This window comes from Bordetella saccharivorans (assembly GCF_045862855.1).
Classification (GTDB): domain Bacteria; phylum Pseudomonadota; class Gammaproteobacteria; order Burkholderiales; family Burkholderiaceae_B; genus Bordetella_A; species Bordetella_A petrii_F.
This window is the reverse complement of sequence record NZ_BAAFZO010000001.1, coordinates 4,698,456-4,713,818: the sequence shown is the minus strand read 5'-3', so window position 1 is coordinate 4,713,818 and position 15,363 is coordinate 4,698,456. Positions and strand designations below refer to the sequence as shown.

Annotated in this window: 14 protein-coding genes; 8 read left to right on the top strand and 6 right to left on the bottom strand. The window is 67.7% G+C overall.

The features are described from left to right. Positions 1–81 precede the first annotated feature (81 nt). Positions 82–444 carry an H-NS histone family protein gene (locus ACKTT0_RS22575; RefSeq protein WP_407851986.1) on the bottom strand — a complete coding sequence of 121 codons (363 nt, stop codon included), beginning with the start codon at positions 442–444 and terminating at the stop codon, positions 82–84. Positions 445–603: 159 nt separating this feature from the next. Here ACKTT0_RS22575 and ACKTT0_RS22570 point away from each other — a divergent pair, with 159 nt between their 5' ends. From ACKTT0_RS22570 to ACKTT0_RS22560, 3 genes are all read left to right on the top strand, one after another. Then, a complete protein-coding gene (locus tag ACKTT0_RS22570; protein ID WP_407851985.1) occupies positions 604–1,422 on the top strand; it encodes a carbon-nitrogen hydrolase family protein in 819 nt (272 codons plus the stop codon). Between the two features lie 13 nt (positions 1,423–1,435). Next, complete coding sequence (gene tldD, locus ACKTT0_RS22565; protein WP_407851984.1) at positions 1,436–2,896, top strand: metalloprotease TldD; 1,461 nt, start codon at positions 1,436–1,438, stop codon at positions 2,894–2,896. Between the two features lie 217 nt (positions 2,897–3,113). Then, the gene (locus ACKTT0_RS22560) at positions 3,114–4,058 is read left to right on the top strand and encodes a Bug family tripartite tricarboxylate transporter substrate binding protein (RefSeq protein ID WP_407852481.1); all 945 of its coding nucleotides are present in this window, start codon (positions 3,114–3,116) and stop codon (positions 4,056–4,058) included. Between the two features lie 7 nt (positions 4,059–4,065). Here ACKTT0_RS22560 and ACKTT0_RS22555 read toward each other — a convergent pair whose 3' ends face one another. Continuing rightward, positions 4,066–4,617 carry a M23 family metallopeptidase gene (locus ACKTT0_RS22555; RefSeq protein ID WP_407851983.1) on the bottom strand — a complete coding sequence of 184 codons (552 nt, stop codon included), beginning with the start codon at positions 4,615–4,617 and terminating at the stop codon, positions 4,066–4,068. 253 nt (positions 4,618–4,870) lie between these two features. Between ACKTT0_RS22555 and aroG the strand changes: the two genes are divergently transcribed. From aroG to glcF, 5 genes are all read left to right on the top strand, one after another. Continuing rightward, the gene (aroG, locus tag ACKTT0_RS22550) at positions 4,871–5,944 is read left to right on the top strand and encodes a 3-deoxy-7-phosphoheptulonate synthase AroG (RefSeq protein ID WP_407851982.1); all 1,074 of its coding nucleotides are present in this window, start codon (positions 4,871–4,873) and stop codon (positions 5,942–5,944) included. Positions 5,945–5,995: 51 nt separating this feature from the next. After that, positions 5,996–7,405, top strand: a complete 1,410-nt coding sequence (locus ACKTT0_RS22545) for an FAD-binding oxidoreductase (protein WP_407851981.1) — start codon at positions 5,996–5,998, stop codon at positions 7,403–7,405. A gap of 88 nt (positions 7,406–7,493) precedes the next feature. Next, a complete protein-coding gene (locus ACKTT0_RS22540; protein WP_407851980.1) occupies positions 7,494–8,993 on the top strand; it encodes an FAD-linked oxidase C-terminal domain-containing protein in 1,500 nt (499 codons plus the stop codon). A 17-nt stretch (positions 8,994–9,010) separates the two neighbouring features. Next, positions 9,011–10,120, top strand: a complete 1,110-nt coding sequence (gene glcE / locus ACKTT0_RS22535) for a glycolate oxidase subunit GlcE (RefSeq protein ID WP_407851979.1) — start codon at positions 9,011–9,013, stop codon at positions 10,118–10,120. A 6-nt stretch (positions 10,121–10,126) separates the two neighbouring features. Then, the gene (gene glcF, locus ACKTT0_RS22530) at positions 10,127–11,350 is read left to right on the top strand and encodes a glycolate oxidase subunit GlcF (RefSeq protein ID WP_407851978.1); all 1,224 of its coding nucleotides are present in this window, start codon (positions 10,127–10,129) and stop codon (positions 11,348–11,350) included. 58 nt (positions 11,351–11,408) lie between these two features. Here glcF and ACKTT0_RS22525 read toward each other — a convergent pair whose 3' ends face one another. The 4 genes from ACKTT0_RS22525 to ACKTT0_RS22510 form a co-directional block, all read right to left on the bottom strand. Next, positions 11,409–12,848: an NAD(P)(+) transhydrogenase (Re/Si-specific) subunit beta gene (locus tag ACKTT0_RS22525; RefSeq protein ID WP_407851977.1), complete on the bottom strand. Its 1,440-nt coding sequence runs from the start codon at positions 12,846–12,848 to the stop codon at positions 11,409–11,411. Beyond that, positions 12,845–13,162 carry an NAD(P) transhydrogenase subunit alpha part 2 gene (locus ACKTT0_RS22520; RefSeq protein ID WP_028355754.1) on the bottom strand — a complete coding sequence of 106 codons (318 nt, stop codon included), beginning with the start codon at positions 13,160–13,162 and terminating at the stop codon, positions 12,845–12,847. The genes ACKTT0_RS22525 and ACKTT0_RS22520 overlap by 4 nt, the downstream gene beginning before the upstream one ends. Positions 13,163–13,164: 2 nt before the next feature. Continuing rightward, complete coding sequence (locus tag ACKTT0_RS22515; RefSeq protein WP_407851976.1) at positions 13,165–14,283, bottom strand: Re/Si-specific NAD(P)(+) transhydrogenase subunit alpha; 1,119 nt, start codon at positions 14,281–14,283, stop codon at positions 13,165–13,167. 186 nt (positions 14,284–14,469) lie between these two features. After that, the gene (locus ACKTT0_RS22510; protein ID WP_407851975.1) at positions 14,470–15,339 is read right to left on the bottom strand and encodes an N-formylglutamate amidohydrolase; all 870 of its coding nucleotides are present in this window, start codon (positions 15,337–15,339) and stop codon (positions 14,470–14,472) included. Positions 15,340–15,363 lie beyond the last annotated feature (24 nt).

Here is a 15,363-nt window from a genome sequence, read left to right as displayed (position 1 = left end):
TGCCCGGCGCCCGGGGCGACGCCCCGCGGGCCGGGCCGGATAAATGCCGGAGCCCTCGACAGGGCGGCCGGATGCGCGGCATTATTCCTTGATCAGGAAGCTGTCGCGCTGCTTGCCTTCGGCTTCCTCGGCGGTAAGCCAGCGCGGCGCCTTGCCACGGCCGCTCCAGGTTTCGCCGGTGTCCGGGTGGCGGTACTTGGGTGCCACCTGGCGCTTGGCGGCTGGTGCGGCGGCCTTGCGGGAAGCCGCGCGGGGGGCTTTGGCGGCGCCGTTGAAAGCCGCGGCGATTTCCTCGGGCGTTATATTGTATTCACGCATCGAGGTGATGATCGACGCAATAACAGGCTTGCGTCGTTTGGATTGAAGGGCTTCCGCTTTTTTTTGCAGCTTGGTTATTTCTTTTTCTATCTTGGCTTGCAGGGCGGCATAGGTCTCGCGGGGCATGGTGGGTCCTGGATAAATACTTCGATGGTTCAGCCGGCCATATATGGCGGTAACAAGCGCGTAGTATGGCGGAAATGGGGGGCAATCCGCCAATAATACAGAAAATAGCGGACCGATTCATTATTATGTGACAAATTTATCATTCCAGAGGATTGAAAAATGGGCATTTCCGGGTCGAATTCCGTAACAGTGGCGGCATTGCAGATGGTTTCGTCGCCCGAGGTCGCGGATAATCTGCGGCAGGCAGCTGAATTAATCGCCCAAGCCGCCGGTTCCGGCGCGCAACTGGTTTCCCTGCCCGAGTATTTTTGCTTCATGGGCCACGGCGACCGTCAAAAACTGGCAATCAAGGAACAACCGGGCGACGGGCCGATTCAGGATTTCCTCGCCGGGCAGGCTGCCCGCCACGGCATCTGGCTGGCGGGCGGCACGCTGCCGCTGGCTTGTCCGGATCCGGAACGGGTATTCAATACCAGTTTTGTCTACGGGCCGGACGGTAAATCGCTGGCGCGCTACGACAAAATCCATTTATTCAATTTCCAGCGCGGCGAGGAGGCTTATGACGAGTCCATCGCCATTCACCCGGGCAGCGCCGTCCAGGCGTTCGAGGCCCCCTGGGGCAGAGTGGGCCTGTCGGTCTGTTACGACCTGCGCTTTCCCGAGCTTTACCGCGCCCTGGGCACGGTGGATCTGATCCTGGTGCCGGCGGCCTTCACCTACACTACGGGCAAGGCCCACTGGGAACTGCTGCTGCGCGCCCGCGCCATCGAGAACCAGTGCTATGTGCTGGCTGCCGCCCAGGGCGGGCGCCATCCGAATGGCCGCCGTACCTGGGGGCACTCCATGCTGGTCGATCCCTGGGGCGAGGTCGTCGAAGTATTGCCGGAAGGCCCCGGCGTGGTCAGCGGTACCATAGAGGCTGAGCGGCTGGCGCAAGTCCGCGCCGCGCTGCCCGCCCTGCGTCACCGCGTCCTGTAGACACCAGAATCTTATGAAACTGATCGATCCCGATATCCAGTCCCTCGCCACCGCCAAATCGCTGCTGCTCGACCCGTGGGGCCTGACCGAAGCCGACATGGCGCGCGCGCTGGGCGAAATCTTCACGCACAAGGTCGATTATGCCGACCTCTACTTCCAATACACGCGCAGCGAAGGCTGGAGCCTGGAGGAGGGCATCGTCAAGACCGGCAGCTTCTCCATCGGACAGGGTGTAGGGGTGCGGGCGATCAGCGGCGAGAAAACCGCCTTTGCCTATTCCGACTCATTGTCGCCGGATGCCTTGCTGTCATCGGCCCGCACCGTGCGCGGCATCGCCCGGCGCGGCGCCGGCAAGGTCAAGGTGGCGGCGCAAGTGCCGCCGGAGGCCGGCCGCAGCCTGTATGCCGGCATGGATCCGCTGGCCACCCTCAGCGCGCCGGAAAAAGTGGCCCTGCTCGAGCGGGTCGAGCGGATGGCGCGCGCACGCGATCCGCACGTCATCCAGGTGATGGCCGGGCTGGGCGCGGAATACGACGTCATCCTGGTGGCCGGCAGCGACGGGCGCCTGGCCGCCGACGTGCGTCCGCTGGTGCGCTTGTCGCTGACGGTGATTGCCGAGCGCAACGGCCGCCGCGAAATGGGCCATGCCGGCGGCGGCGGGCGCACCGGCCTGGGGTATTTCACGGACGACGTGCTGCAGGGCTATGTCGAGCGCGCGGTGCACGAGGCGCTGGTCAACCTCGAGGCGCGCCCGGCGCCGGCCGGCGAAATGACTGTCGTGCTGGGCTCCGGCTGGCCGGGCATCCTGCTGCACGAGGCAGTCGGCCACGGGCTCGAGGGCGACTTCAACCGCAAAGGGTCGAGCGTGTTTTCCGGCCGCATCGGCCAGCGCGTGGCTTCCAAGGGCGTGACGGTGATCGACGACGGCACGCTGCCGGATCGCCGCGGCTCGCTCAACATCGACGACGAAGGCAACGCCACCCAGCGCAACGTGCTGATCGAGGACGGCATCCTGCGCGGCTACATGCAGGACACGCTGAACGCGCGCCTGATGAAGACCGCCGCCACCGGCAACGGGCGGCGCGAATCGTTCGCGCACCTGCCCATGCCGCGCATGACCAACACCTACATGCTGGCGGGCGAGACGCCGCCCGAAGAGATCATCGCCTCGGTCAAGCACGGTATCTATGCCGCGAATTTCGGCGGCGGCCAGGTCGACATCACCAACGGCAAGTTCGTGTTCTCGGCGTCGGAAGCCTACATGATCGAGAACGGCAAGGTCACCTATCCGGTCAAGGGCGCCACCCTGATCGGCAACGGCCCGGAAGCCATGACCCGCGTCAGCCTGATCGGCAATGACCTGCGGCTCGATTCGGGCGTCGGCACGTGCGGCAAGGACGGCCAGAGCGTGCCGGTGGGCGTCGGCATGCCGACCGTGCGCATGGACGGGCTGACGGTGGGCGGCACGGCCTGAGCCCCGGCTGTGCCCGGCGCGCGCCGTCCATGACGGCCCGCACCTTGGCAGGCGGCCGTCCCGCGGCCGCGTGGCGGCCCGCGCCGCATAACATCGGGCTATATCCCATCGCATAAACAGCACTCGCCGCAGCGCGGCTTTGTTCCTAGGATGCATGTCTGCCGCCGCCTCGCCGCGCGCGGGGCCGCTCATGACAACACCTAGGAGACGATTCGTGATGCGATACCTGTTCGCCGCGCTGCTGTGCGCGCTGCCGCTGTCGGCCCATGCCTATCCGGACAAGCCCGTGCGCCTGGTGGTGCCGTTTCCGCCGGGCAGCATTACGGACGTGGTCGCGCGCACGCTCGCCGAGGGCATCGGCCCGCGCCTGGGGCAGCCGATCGTGATCGAGAACCGGGCAGGGGCCAACGGCATCGTCGGCACCGTGGCGGCGACTCGCGCTGAACCAGACGGCTACACGCTGTTCATGGTGGGCGTCAGCACGGGGGCGAGCAATGTCAGCGCCTTCAAGTCGCTGCCGTACGATCCGCGCAGCGACTTCACGCCGATCGGCGCGGTCGCCGAGGCGCCGTTCATGCTGGTGGCCAGCAATGCGTTGCAGGTGCGCGATCTGCAAGGGCTGCTGGCATACGGCAAGGCCAATCCGGGCAAGCTGTCGTACGGCTACGGTTCGGGCAGCGCCCAGTTGTGCGGCGCGCAGGTGGTTTCCATGGGCGGCTTCAGCGCCGTGCCGGTCGCGTACCGCGGCGTGCCGCAGGCGATGACCGACCTGATCGGCGGCACCATCGATTTCACCATCGCCGACATGGTCAACGGCATGCAGCAGGCCCAGGCGGGACGCGTGGTGGCCCTCGGCGTGACCAGCCGGCAGCGCTCGCCGCTGGCGCCGGATATTCCGTCGCTCGCCGAGGCCGGGCTGCCGGATTATGACCTGAATGTGTGGTTCGGCATGGCCGGTCCGGCGGGCATGCCCGGCGCGGTCGTGCAACAGATCAACGCCGCGCTGGGCGAAGCGCTGGCCGACCCGGGCCTGCGCCGGCAATTCGCCGCCAGCGGCCTGACCCCCATGCCCTCTACGCCGCAGGCGTTCGGCCAGTTGATCCGCGCCGACATCGACAAATGGGGCAAGGTATTCCGCGACGCCGGCCTGACGCCGCAATAGGGTTTCGCTAGCGCGCCGCGCGCAGCAGCGGGTAGGGGTTGAGCGCGCCGCCGGCCTGGTAGATGCCGTAGTGCAGGTGTGGCGGGGTGGTGCGGGCATTGCCGGTATTGCCGACATAGCCCAGCGGCGTGCCCGGCATGACATGGCTGCCGGGCGCCACCTCGGCGTAGCGGTCCAGGTGCGCGTAGTAGTGCATCTGCCGTCCCGGGCCCAGCACCCACACGACCCGGCCGCCCAGGTCGTTGGTTCCCACCCTGGTGACCACGCCCTCGGTGGTGGACAGGACCGCAGTGCCGCGCGGCGCGAAGATGTCTATGCCCTCATGCCGCCGGCCGTGCGCGCGTGCCGCGCCCCAGGTGTCGGCCAACTGGCCCGGCCCCACGCCGGCCACCGGCACGGGCAGGGCGGTGGGCGCGGGCTGCAGGGAAAGCCGCAGCATGTGCCAGGGCGCGCGCCAAGGCTCCGGCAGGCGCGGCCAGGCCCACCAGGCGGCGGCGCCCAGCGCGACCAGTATCAGCAGGCGCCGCGCGCCGCGCACGAGCGATGAGGAGTCGGCCATGTCTGCTGGATGAGGGCGGTTTGCGCAGATTCAAGGCTGCGCCTGGACGATGCGGGACGTTTTGTGCTAGAGTCTTTCGTCATGAAATTCGCGTCCCCCGCTTTTTACTTTTATTTTTATGGTTTTCTGAAGCCGCTGGCGGAGGAAGGGACGCGCGCAGTCTGAAGTCCGTAAAGAATCCCTCGAAAAAGCCGCCAGCTCCCTGGCGGCTTTTTTGTGCCGTCAGCCTGGCGGGCAACCCAGGAGCCCCACCGTGTCGCACAACACCGACGACCTTCGCATCCGCGAAATCAAAGAGCTGAACCCGCCCTCGCACGTCATGCGCGAGTTCCCCTGCACCCAGCAGGCTTCCGAAACCGTCTTCGCCGCGCGCCAGGCGATGCACCGCATCCTGCATGGCATGGACGACCGCCTCATCGTGGTCATCGGCCCGTGTTCCATCCACGATACCAAGGCGGCGCTGGAATACGCCGGGCGCCTGAAGCCGGTGCGCGACCGCCTGCAAGGCGAACTGGAAATCGTCATGCGGGTGTATTTCGAGAAGCCGCGCACCACGGTGGGCTGGAAAGGCCTCATCAACGACCCGGGGCTGGACGGCAGTTTCGAGATCAACCGCGGCATCCGCGTGGCGCGCGAGCTGCTGCTGGACATCAACAGCCAGGGCCTGCCGGCCGGCTGCGAGTTCCTCGACATGATCACGCCGCAGTACATCGCCGACCTGGTGTCCTGGGGAGCCATCGGCGCACGCACGACCGAAAGCCAGGTTCATCGCGAGCTGGCTTCCGGACTGTCGTGCCCGGTGGGCTTCAAGAACGGCACCGATGGCAACGTCAAGATCGCGGTGGACGCGATCAAGGCGGCCTCGCAGCCGCACCATTTCCTGTCGGTCACCAAGGGCGGGCATTCGGCCATCGTCTCCACGGCGGGCAACGAAGACTGCCACGTCATTCTGCGGGGCGGCAAGACCCCGAACTACGACTCGGCCAGCGTTGCCGCGGCGTGCCAGGACATGGCGAAGTCGGGCCTGGCGCAGCGCCTGATGATCGACGCCAGCCATGCCAACAGCAGCAAGAAGCCGGAGAACCAGCCGCTGGTGGCCGAGGACGTGGCGCGCCAGCTCGAGGCGGGCGAGACCCGCATCGTCGGCGTGATGATCGAAAGCCACTTGCTGGGCGGGCGCCAGGACATGGTGCCGGGAGAGCCCCTGGTGTATGGCCAGAGCATCACCGACGGCTGCATCGACTGGGATGCCTCGGTGGCGGTGCTCGAGCGGCTGGCGCGGGCGGTGAAGGAACGCCGTCGGGCCGCCTCGACCGCCGGGAAATAGCCGGGCGAAGGCGTAGAATGAAAGATTCGATTCTTTCATTCGCCCCCCGCCATGAACGCTCCCGCTTCCGCTGAATCCCTGCGCCGCCCGGTCCCGCCCGCCTTCCTGGAGGCCCTGCGCGCACTGTTCGCCGACCGCCTGTCCGTCGCGCACGCCGTGCGCGAACATCACGGCCGGGACGAATCGCCATATCCGCCCATGTTGCCGGACGCGGTCGTATTCGCCCACAGCACCGAGGAAGTCGCGGCGGTGGCGCGCCTGTGCAACGAGCACCGCGTGCCGCTGATCCCCTACGGCGCGGGATCCTCGCTGGAGGGGCACCTGCTGGCGATCCAGGGCGGCGTCAGCATCGACCTGTCGCAAATGAACCGCGTGCTGGCGGTCAACGCCGAGGATCTCACCGTCACCGTGCAGGCCGGCGTCACGCGCAAGCAGCTTAACGAGGAAATCCGCGATACCGGGCTGTTCTTCCCGATCGATCCGGGCGCCGACGCCAGCCTGGGCGGCATGGCGGCCACGCGCGCCTCGGGCACCAATGCCGTGCGCTACGGGACCATGCGCGAGAACGTCGTGGCGCTGACCGTCGTGACCGCGGACGGGCGCGTGGTGCGTACCGCGGGCCGCGCGCGCAAGTCGTCGGCGGGCTACGACCTGACCCGCATCTTCGTGGGCAGCGAAGGCACGCTGGGCATCATCACCGAGGTCACGGTGCGGCTGTATCCGCAGCCCGAAGCCGTCTCGGCGGCAGTCTGCAACTTTCCCTCGCTCGACGAGGCGGTGCAGAGCGTGATCGAAATCATCCAGATGGGCGTGCCGGTGGCCCGCGTCGAATTCATGGACGCCGCCGCGGTGCGCGCGGTCAACCTGCACAGCAAGCTCACGTTGCGCGAGACGCCCATGCTGGTGTTCGAGTTCCACGGCAGCCCGGCCGGCGTGCAGGAGCAGGCCGAGACGGTCCAGGCCATCACCGCCGAACATGGCGGCATGGACTTCGAATGGGCCGAACGTCCCGAGGACCGCAGCCGGCTCTGGACGGCGCGGCACAACGCCTATTTCGCCGGCCTGCAGCTGCGCCCCGGTTGCCGCTCCAGCACCACCGACGTCTGCGTGCCGATCTCGCGGCTGGCCGACTGCGTGCGCGAGACCGTGGACGAACTCGACCGCGCCAGCTTCCCCTATACCATCGTGGGCCACGTCGGCGACGGCAATTTCCATGTCCTGATGTTGCTGGATCCCGACAGCGAAGCCGAGTGGCAAGAATCTGAAACAATCAATCACAATTTGGTGCGGCGCGCCATTGCGGCGGACGGCACCTGCACCGGCGAGCACGGCGTGGGCTTGCACAAGATGCAGTTCATGGCCGAAGAGCACGGCGAAGAGGCGCTTTCCCTGATGCGCAGCCTCAAGCACGCCTTCGACCCCAACAACATCCTCAACCCCGGCAAGATCGTCAGCTGGTGATCGACCGGCCCGGCAAGGGCCGCCGGCGCGGCGGGTGCGGGTAAATCCGCCCTGCCGCGAAGCCGGGCCACGCGCTATTGTTGCGCTCATGAATTCACTGGTCGAACCTCATCTTGGTCGCGACGAGCAGTCGTTTTCCGCGTCCCGGGTCGTCGACGCATTGCTGGGCGTGCTGCCCGCGCACTGCGTGTTGCACCGCGAAGAAGATACCCGTCCCTACGAGTGCGACGGCCTGTCGCTGTATCGTGCGCTGCCGCCGGTGGTAGTGCTGCCCGAAACCGAAGAGCAGGTGGTGGCGGTCATGCGGTTGTGCAAGCGGCTCAATGTGCCGCTGGTCGCGCGCGGCGCCGGCACCGGCCTGTCGGGCGGCGCGATGCCGCATTCGCAGGGCGTGCTCATGGGCCTGGCCAAGTTCAATCGCATCAAGCGCATCGATCCTGCCGCCGGCGTGGCGGTGGTCGGCCCCGGCGTGCGCAACCTGGCCATTTCCGAGGCGGCCGCGGCCCATGGGCTGTATTACGCGCCCGACCCTTCCAGCCAGATCGCCTGTTCCATAGGCGGCAACGTGGCCGAGAACTCGGGCGGCGTGCACTGCCTCAAGTACGGCCTGACCGTGCACAACGTGCTGGGCGTGCGGATCGTCACTATCGACGGCGATGTGGTGGATCTGGGTTCCGAGGCGCCGGACGCGCCCGGCCTGGACTTGCTGGCGCTGTTCGTCGGTTCGGAAGGCATGCTGGGCATCGTGACGGAAGTCACCGTCAAGCTGATTCCCAAGCCGGCCTGCGCGCGGGTGGTGATGGCGAGTTTCTCCAGCGTCGAGGCGGCCGGGCAGGCGGTCACGGATATCATCGCCGCCGGCATCATCCCGGCGGGGCTCGAAATGATGGACCGCCAGGCCGTGCAGATGGTCGAGCCGTTTGTCAATGCCGGCTACGATGTCGCCGCCCAGGCCATCCTGCTGTGCGAGTCGGATGGCACGGCCGAAGAGGTGGCGCACGAGATCGAGCACATGGAGGCGGTGTTCCGCAAGGCGGGCGCGACGCGCCTGCAGGTCTCGCGCGACGAGGCCGAGCGGCTGAGGTTCTGGGCGGGGCGCAAGAACGCCTTCCCCGCCGCGGGGCGCGTGTCGCCCGACTACTACTGCATGGACGGCACCATTCCGCGCCGCCATCTGGCGCGCGTGCTGGGCGCCATCGAGCAAATGGAAGACGAATACGGCTTGCGCTGCGCCAATGTGTTCCACGCTGGCGACGGCAACCTGCATCCGTTGATCCTGTTCGATTCAAACAAGCCCGACGAGGTCGAGCGGGCAGAGAAATTCGGCGCCGCCATTCTGGAGCTGTGCGTCAAAGTGGGAGGCACCCTGACCGGTGAACACGGCGTGGGTATGGAGAAGATAAATCAAATGTGTGTGCAATTCTCGCGCGATGAGCTGGATGCTTTCGTGGCCGTGAAACGGGCTTTCGATCCGCCCGGCCTGCTCAATCCCGAAAAGGTGATTCCCACGCTGGCACGCTGCGCCGAATACGGCAAGATGCACGTGCATGCCGGCGAACTGAGCTTCCCTGAATTGGCGCGCTTTTAGACCCCGGGACGAAACGCATGGAATTCGTCCTGTCGGAGTTGTGCGACCAGGTCATGACAGCGCGTGCCGGCCACAAGCCGCTGTTCGTCATGGGAGGCGGCAGCAAGTCGTTCTATGGCAATTATCGTCCCGTCACTCCGCAAGACGGCCACTGCCTGCTGGACATGACCGCCTATAGCGGCATCGTCAGCTATCAGCCGTCCGAGCTGGTGGTGACTGCGCGTGCCGGCACGCCGTTGTCCGTGCTGGAGGCCGCCCTGGCCGAGCATGGCCAGATGCTGGCCTTCGAGCCGCCGCATTTCGGGACCGGCGCGACGGTGGGCGGCTGCGTGGCGGCCGGGCTGGCCGGTCCGCGCCGCATGGCCGCGGGCGCGGTGCGCGATTTCGTGCTGGGCGCGCGGCTGCTCGACTCGCAAGGGCGCATCCTGTCGTTCGGCGGCGAGGTCATGAAGAACGTGGCCGGCTACGATGTCTCGCGCCTGCTGGCCGGCTCGCACGGCATATTCGGCGCCATCCTGGAGGTATCGCTGAAGGTGCTGCCCCGGCCATTCGAAGAGTGCAGCCTGCGGCTCGAGGCCACCCAGGAAGAGGCCCTGGCGCTGTTCGCGCAATGGCGCGGCCAGCCGCTGCCCATATCGGCCACCTGCTGGAGCGCCGACGGGCAGGGCGGCGGGGGCCACGCAACGGTGCGCTTGTCGGGCGCGCCGCCCGCGGTGCGCGCCGCCGCGGCGCGCATCGGCGGGCAGGCGCTCGAAGCCGCCGAGGCCGGACAGTGGTGGGCTTCGCTACGCGAACAGACGCACCCATTCTTCAATCGAGGCCTGCCGCTGTGGCGACTGGCGCTGCCGCCGACCGCGCCCGCGCAGGATTTCGGTCTGCCCGTCCTGGTGGAATGGAGCGGCGGCCAGCGCTGGCTGAGCGGGGCCGCCGATGCCCAGGCATTGCGCGACGCGGCGCAGCGCCTGGGCGGCCATGCCACGCTGTTCCGGCCCGCCGGCGCGGCCATCCCCGCCGATGGCGTGTTTCATCCCCTGGCATCCGGCGTGGCCGCGATCACCCGGCGCCTCAAGCAGGAACTGGACCCGGCAGGGCTGTTCAACCCTGGCCGCCTTGTGTTGGAGCTATAGCGCAGCATGCAGACCAATCTTGCCTCCTGGGCGCGCGATACGGACATGGGCCGCGAGGCCGATGCGATCCTGCGCCGCTGCGTGCACTGCGGGTTCTGTACTGCCACCTGTCCCACCTACCAGGTATTGGGAGATGAGCTCGATAGTCCGCGCGGCCGCATCTATCTGATCAAGCAGGTCCTCGAGGGCGCCGAGCCGACGCTGGCGACCCAGCAGCACCTGGACCGCTGCCTGACTTGCCGCAATTGCGAAACAACCTGTCCATCCGGCGTGCAGTACGGGCACCTGGTCGATATCGGCCGCCATGTCGTCGACCAGAAGGTGCGCCGTCCCTGGGGCGATCGCCTGCGTCGCGCGGTGCTGCGCAAGGGATTGAATTCCCCGCTGTTCGGCCCGGCGATGCGGGCCGGCCAGATGTTGCGCGGGCTGCTGCCGGCCGCGCTCAAGCGCAAAGTGCCGGTGTGGCGCAATCCCGGGCTGCTGCCCGACCCGTCGCGCCACGCGCGCCAGGTGCTGATGCTGGCGGGTTGCGTGCAGCCGGCCATGATGCCCACCATCGACGCGGCGACCATCCGCGTGCTGGATGCCATCGGCATCGGCGCGCGCCTGGCGCCGGGCGCCGGCTGCTGCGGGGCCGTGAATTTCCACCTCGATGCCCAGGCGCAGGCGCTCGACCAGATGCGCGCCAACATCGACGCATGGTGGCCGCTGGTGGAGGAGGGCGGCATCGAGGCCATCGTGATGAATGCGTCGGGATGCGGGGCGATGATCAAGGAGTACGCCCATCACCTGCGTCACGACGCCCGCTACGCGGAGCGCGCCGCGCGCATCGTGGCGCTGGTCAAGGATGTGGCCGAAGTGGTGGCGCCGCACGCCCAGGCCCTGCGCGCTCGCATGGAGCCGGGCGGCCGGGCGGCATTCCACCCGCCTTGCACGCTGCAACACTGGCAGGGCCTGCGGCCCTTGAGCGAACGGCTGTTGGGCGAGCTGGGCTTCGACCTGCAGCCATTCGCCGATTCGCATCTGTGCTGCGGGTCGGCGGGCGCATATTCGGTGCTCAATCCCGCGATGGGGCTCGAGCTGCGCGACCGCAAGCTGGCCGCTATCGCGCCGCAGGCTCCGCCGGTGATCATTTCATCCAACATCGGCTGCGTGTCGCACCTGCAAAGCGGCACCGACACGCCGGTGCGCCACTGGATCGAGGTCGTGGACGCGCGCCTGCGCCGCTAGCCCTGCCAGCCGACCCGCCCGCGCGGGCGGGCGCATGGATGGCGGGGCGCGGCGTGCTTCATTCGACCGCCTTGACCATGTCCTCGAGCACCTTCTTGGCGTCGCCGAACACCATCATGGTGCGGTCCATATAGAACAGCTCGTTGTCCAGGCCGGCGTAGCCCGCCGCCATCGAGCGCTTGTTGACGATCACGGTGCGGGCCTTGTAGGCCTCGAGAATAGGCATGCCGGCAATCGGCGAGGACGGGTCGTTCTTGGCCGCCGGGTTGACCACGTCGTTGGCGCCCAGCACGAGCACCACGTCGGTCTGGCCGAATTCGCCGTTGATGTCCTCCATTTCGAACACCTGGTCGTACGGGACTTCGGCCTCGGCCAGCAGCACGTTCATGTGGCCAGGCATGCGCCCGGCCACCGGGTGGATGGCGTACTTCACCGTCACGCCTTTTTCGCCGAGTTTCTCGGCCAGCTCCTTCAGGGCATGCTGGGCACGCGCCACGGCCAGGCCGTAGCCGGGCACGATGGTGACCGTTTCGGCGTTGGTCATGAGGAAGGCCGCGTCGTCCGGGCTGCCCGACTTGACGCTGCGCTGCTGGCCATCGCCCGCGCCGGCGGCGGCCGCGCCCTGGCCGCCGAACCCGCCCAGGATCACGTTGAAGAAAGAGCGGTTCATCGCCTTGCACATGATGTAGGAGAGGATCGCGCCCGACGAGCCGACCAGCGAGCCGGCGATGATCAGCATGGGATTGTTCAGCGAGAACCCGATGCCGGCCGCCGCCCAGCCCGAATAGCTGTTGAGCATGGAAACCACCACCGGCATGTCGGCGCCACCGATCGGGATGATGATCAGCACGCCCAGCACGAAAGCGATGGCGGTCATGATGATGAACGGCGTCCAGGCCTGGGTGGCCATGAACCAGAAGCCGCAGCCCAGCATGGCCAGGGCCAGCAGCAGGTTCAGCATGTGCTGGCCGGCAAACGCCACGGGCGCGCCCTGGAACAGCCGGAACTTGTACTTGCCCGACAGCTTGCCGAACGCGATGACCGAACCGGAGAAGGTGATGGCGCCGACGAAGGTGCCGATGAAGAGCTCGAGCCGGTTGCCCACCGGAATGGCGGCGCCGGGCGCGGCGATGCCGAAGGCGTGCGGCTCGGCCACCACCGCCACGGCGATCGCCACCGCCGCCAGGCCGATCATGCTGTGCATGAAGGCCACCAGCTCCGGCATCTTGGTCATTTCGACGCGCTTGGCCATCAAGGTGCCGATGGAGCCGCCCACCAGCAGTCCGAGCAGCACCCAGCCCAGGCCCGGCCCGGCCGTCCCCGCGCGGGCGAGCTGCACGATGAGCGCGGCGGTGGTGAGCACGGCGATGGCCATGCCCGCCATGCCGAAGGCGTTGCCCAGCCGCGAGGTGGTGGGATGCGACAGGCCCTTGAGCGCCTGGATGAAGCACACCGACGCCACCAGATACAGCAGTGTGACCACGTTCAGCGAGATCATTGGCTGCTCTCCTTGGCGGGCTTCTTGTCCTTTTTCTTGAACATCTCGAGCATGCGGCGCGTGACCAGGAACCCGCCGAACACATTCACGGCGGCCAGGGCCACTGCCACCACGCCCATGCCGCGGGCCAGGCCGCCCTCGGTCAGCGCCGCCGCGAGCATGGCGCCCACGATGATGATGGCCGAGATCGCGTTGGTGACCGCCATCAGGGGCGTATGCAGCGCGGGCGTGACGTTCCAGACGACGTGGTAGCCGACGTAGATGGCCAGCACGAAGATGATCAGGTTGACGAGCGTGGGATCGATCGCTTCCATGGCTAGGCCCTCCGGATGACGCTGCCGCCTTCGCACACCAGGCACGCCGCGACGATCTCGTCGTCGCGCTTGATGGCCAGCGCGCCGTCGGGATCGGTGATGAGTTTGAGGAAATCGAGCAGGTTGCGCGCGTACAGCGCCGAGGCGTCGGTGGGCACGAGGCCGGGCAGGTTGGTCAGGCCGACCAGGGTCACGCCATGTTTTTCCACCACGTGGCCTTGCTCGGAAAGCGGGCAATTGCCGCCGCGCTCGACCGCCAGGTCGACCACCACCGAACCGGGCTTCATGGCCTGCACGGTCTCCGCCGACAGCAGCGTGGGCGCCGGGCGGCCGGGGATCAGGGCGGTGGTGATGACGATGTCGGCCTGCTTGCAGCGCTCGGACACCAGGGCCGCCTGGCGCGCCATCCAGGCTGGCGGCATGGGGCGCGCATAGCCGCCGGTGCCCTGCGCGATCTCGCGTTCCTCGTCGGTCTCGAACGGGACGTCGATGAACTTGGCGCCCAGCGATTCGACTTGCTCCTTGGCGGCCGGACGCACATCCGAGGCCTCCACCACCGCGCCGAGCCGCTTGGCCGTGGCGATGGCCTGCAGGCCCGCCACGCCGGCGCCCAGCACTACCACGCGAGCTGCCTTGAGGGTGCCGGCGGCGGTCATCATCATCGGGAACAGGCGTCCGTAGTAATGGGCCGCCAGCAGCACTGCCTTGTATCCGGCGAGGTTGGCTTGCGACGAGAGCACGTCCAGGCTCTGCGCCCGCGTGATGCGCGGCGCGGCCTCGAGGGCGAAGGCGGTGAGCCCCGCCGCCGCCAGCGCCGCCAGCCCTTCGGCGTCGAACGGGTCGAGCATGCCGGCCAAGACCGCGCCGGGTTTCATGGCGGGCAGTTCCTGGGCCGTGGGCGCCCGCACCTTGAGCACCAGCTCGCAAGCAAGTGCTTCCTGCGCGCTGCCCAGGACAGCCCCGGCGGCGGCATAGGCGTCGTCAGGATAGCGCGCCGCCTGCCCCGCGCCGCGCTCGACCACTACCGTATGCTTGGCGCCGATATACTTCTTGACGGTCTCCGGCGTTGCTGCGACACGAGTCTCGCCCTCGCGGGATTCTCGCGGTATACCGATCTGCATCGTCGCTTCTCCTCCAAGGTTCGCGTAGTTATACACGAATCGGCGGGGCGCGGCTTGTGGCTGCCGGGCGGGACCATCCATACAGCGGCGTTCCGCCATGGCGGCAAAAAAAACGCCTTGGCGGGGCCAAGGCGTCTGAGACGGCCGGCGCGTTGCCGCCGGCCACGTGCGCACCAACGTCCGGCGTCAGGCCGTTTGCGCGCGCGTCCAGTCGAGCAGGGCGGCGGTCAGGCCGCGCAGGTCGCTCTTGAGTTTGTCGTAGCCCGTCGAGGGCCGCAGCGAGACTTCATCCATGTACAGCTTGCGATTCACTTCGATCTGCAGGCTGTGCCGGCCTTCGGCGGGGCGGCCGAAGGCGCGCACCAGTTCGACGCCCTTGTAGGGGTCGTTCACGCTGACTTCGTAGCCGCGCTCGCGCAGCCAGGCGGCCACGAACTCGCGGAAGGCCGGGTCGCTGGTCGAGCCGTCGCGATCGCCCAGCACGAAATCGGGATGCACCAGCCCTGGCTTGTCGGTGGCGTACGCGCCGGCCACGCTGGGCATGGAGTGGCAGTTGATGTGCCAGACCTTGCCGTGGCGCGCATGGGCCTGGTCCAGCAGGCGGGCCAGCTCCGCATGGTAGGGCTTCCAGCAGGCGTCGATGCGATGCCGCACTTCATCCAGGCTCAGCTTGCGGTCGTACAGCGCCGTGCCGTCGTCCAGCATGCGCCAGATCAGGCCCTTGCCCAGGCGCACCTTGGGCGACTCCGGCAGCGGTTGCGGCCAGGGCTCGGCCAGCAATTGCGGATCGATTTCCTCGAGCGAGCGATTGGCGTCGATATAGGCGCGCGGGAACGCGGCGGAAATGAGCGGCACGCCCATGTCGACGGCATCGCCCCACAGGTCGTCGACCCAGGTGTCTTCGGCGGTCCGCAGCGCGGCGAACGGCACGGAAGGCGCGAAATCGGGCGGGTAGGTGGTGCCGCTGTGCGGCGAGTCCAGCACCAGGGCGGCGGCGTCGTCCGGATAACGGGCCGGCAGCGCCAGGCGATACGACAGGGGACGGGTGATCAGCATGGAGGAATCGATACGGCTACGAAA

Bases quoted from the DNA above. Each gene is read 5' to 3' on its own strand.
- ACKTT0_RS22575 (WP_407851986.1), bottom strand. From the start codon at position 444: ATGCCCCGCGAGACCTATGCCGCCCTGCAAGCCAAGATAGAAAAAGAA.
- ACKTT0_RS22570 (WP_407851985.1), top strand. From the start codon at position 604: ATGGGCATTTCCGGGTCGAATTCCGTAACAGTGGCGGCATTGCAGATG.
- tldD (WP_407851984.1), top strand. From the start codon at position 1,436: ATGAAACTGATCGATCCCGATATCCAGTCCCTCGCCACCGCCAAATCG.
- ACKTT0_RS22560 (WP_407852481.1), top strand. From the start codon at position 3,114: ATGCGATACCTGTTCGCCGCGCTGCTGTGCGCGCTGCCGCTGTCGGCC.
- ACKTT0_RS22555 (WP_407851983.1), bottom strand. From the start codon at position 4,617: ATGGCCGACTCCTCATCGCTCGTGCGCGGCGCGCGGCGCCTGCTGATA.
- ACKTT0_RS22545 (WP_407851981.1), top strand. From the start codon at position 5,996: ATGAACGCTCCCGCTTCCGCTGAATCCCTGCGCCGCCCGGTCCCGCCC.
- ACKTT0_RS22540 (WP_407851980.1), top strand. From the start codon at position 7,494: ATGAATTCACTGGTCGAACCTCATCTTGGTCGCGACGAGCAGTCGTTT.
- glcE (WP_407851979.1), top strand. From the start codon at position 9,011: ATGGAATTCGTCCTGTCGGAGTTGTGCGACCAGGTCATGACAGCGCGT.
- glcF (WP_407851978.1), top strand. From the start codon at position 10,127: ATGCAGACCAATCTTGCCTCCTGGGCGCGCGATACGGACATGGGCCGC.
- ACKTT0_RS22525 (WP_407851977.1), bottom strand. From the start codon at position 12,848: ATGATCTCGCTGAACGTGGTCACACTGCTGTATCTGGTGGCGTCGGTG.
- ACKTT0_RS22520 (WP_028355754.1), bottom strand. From the start codon at position 13,162: ATGGAAGCGATCGATCCCACGCTCGTCAACCTGATCATCTTCGTGCTG.
- ACKTT0_RS22515 (WP_407851976.1), bottom strand. From the start codon at position 14,283: ATGCAGATCGGTATACCGCGAGAATCCCGCGAGGGCGAGACTCGTGTC.
- ACKTT0_RS22510 (WP_407851975.1), bottom strand. From the start codon at position 15,339: ATGCTGATCACCCGTCCCCTGTCGTATCGCCTGGCGCTGCCGGCCCGT.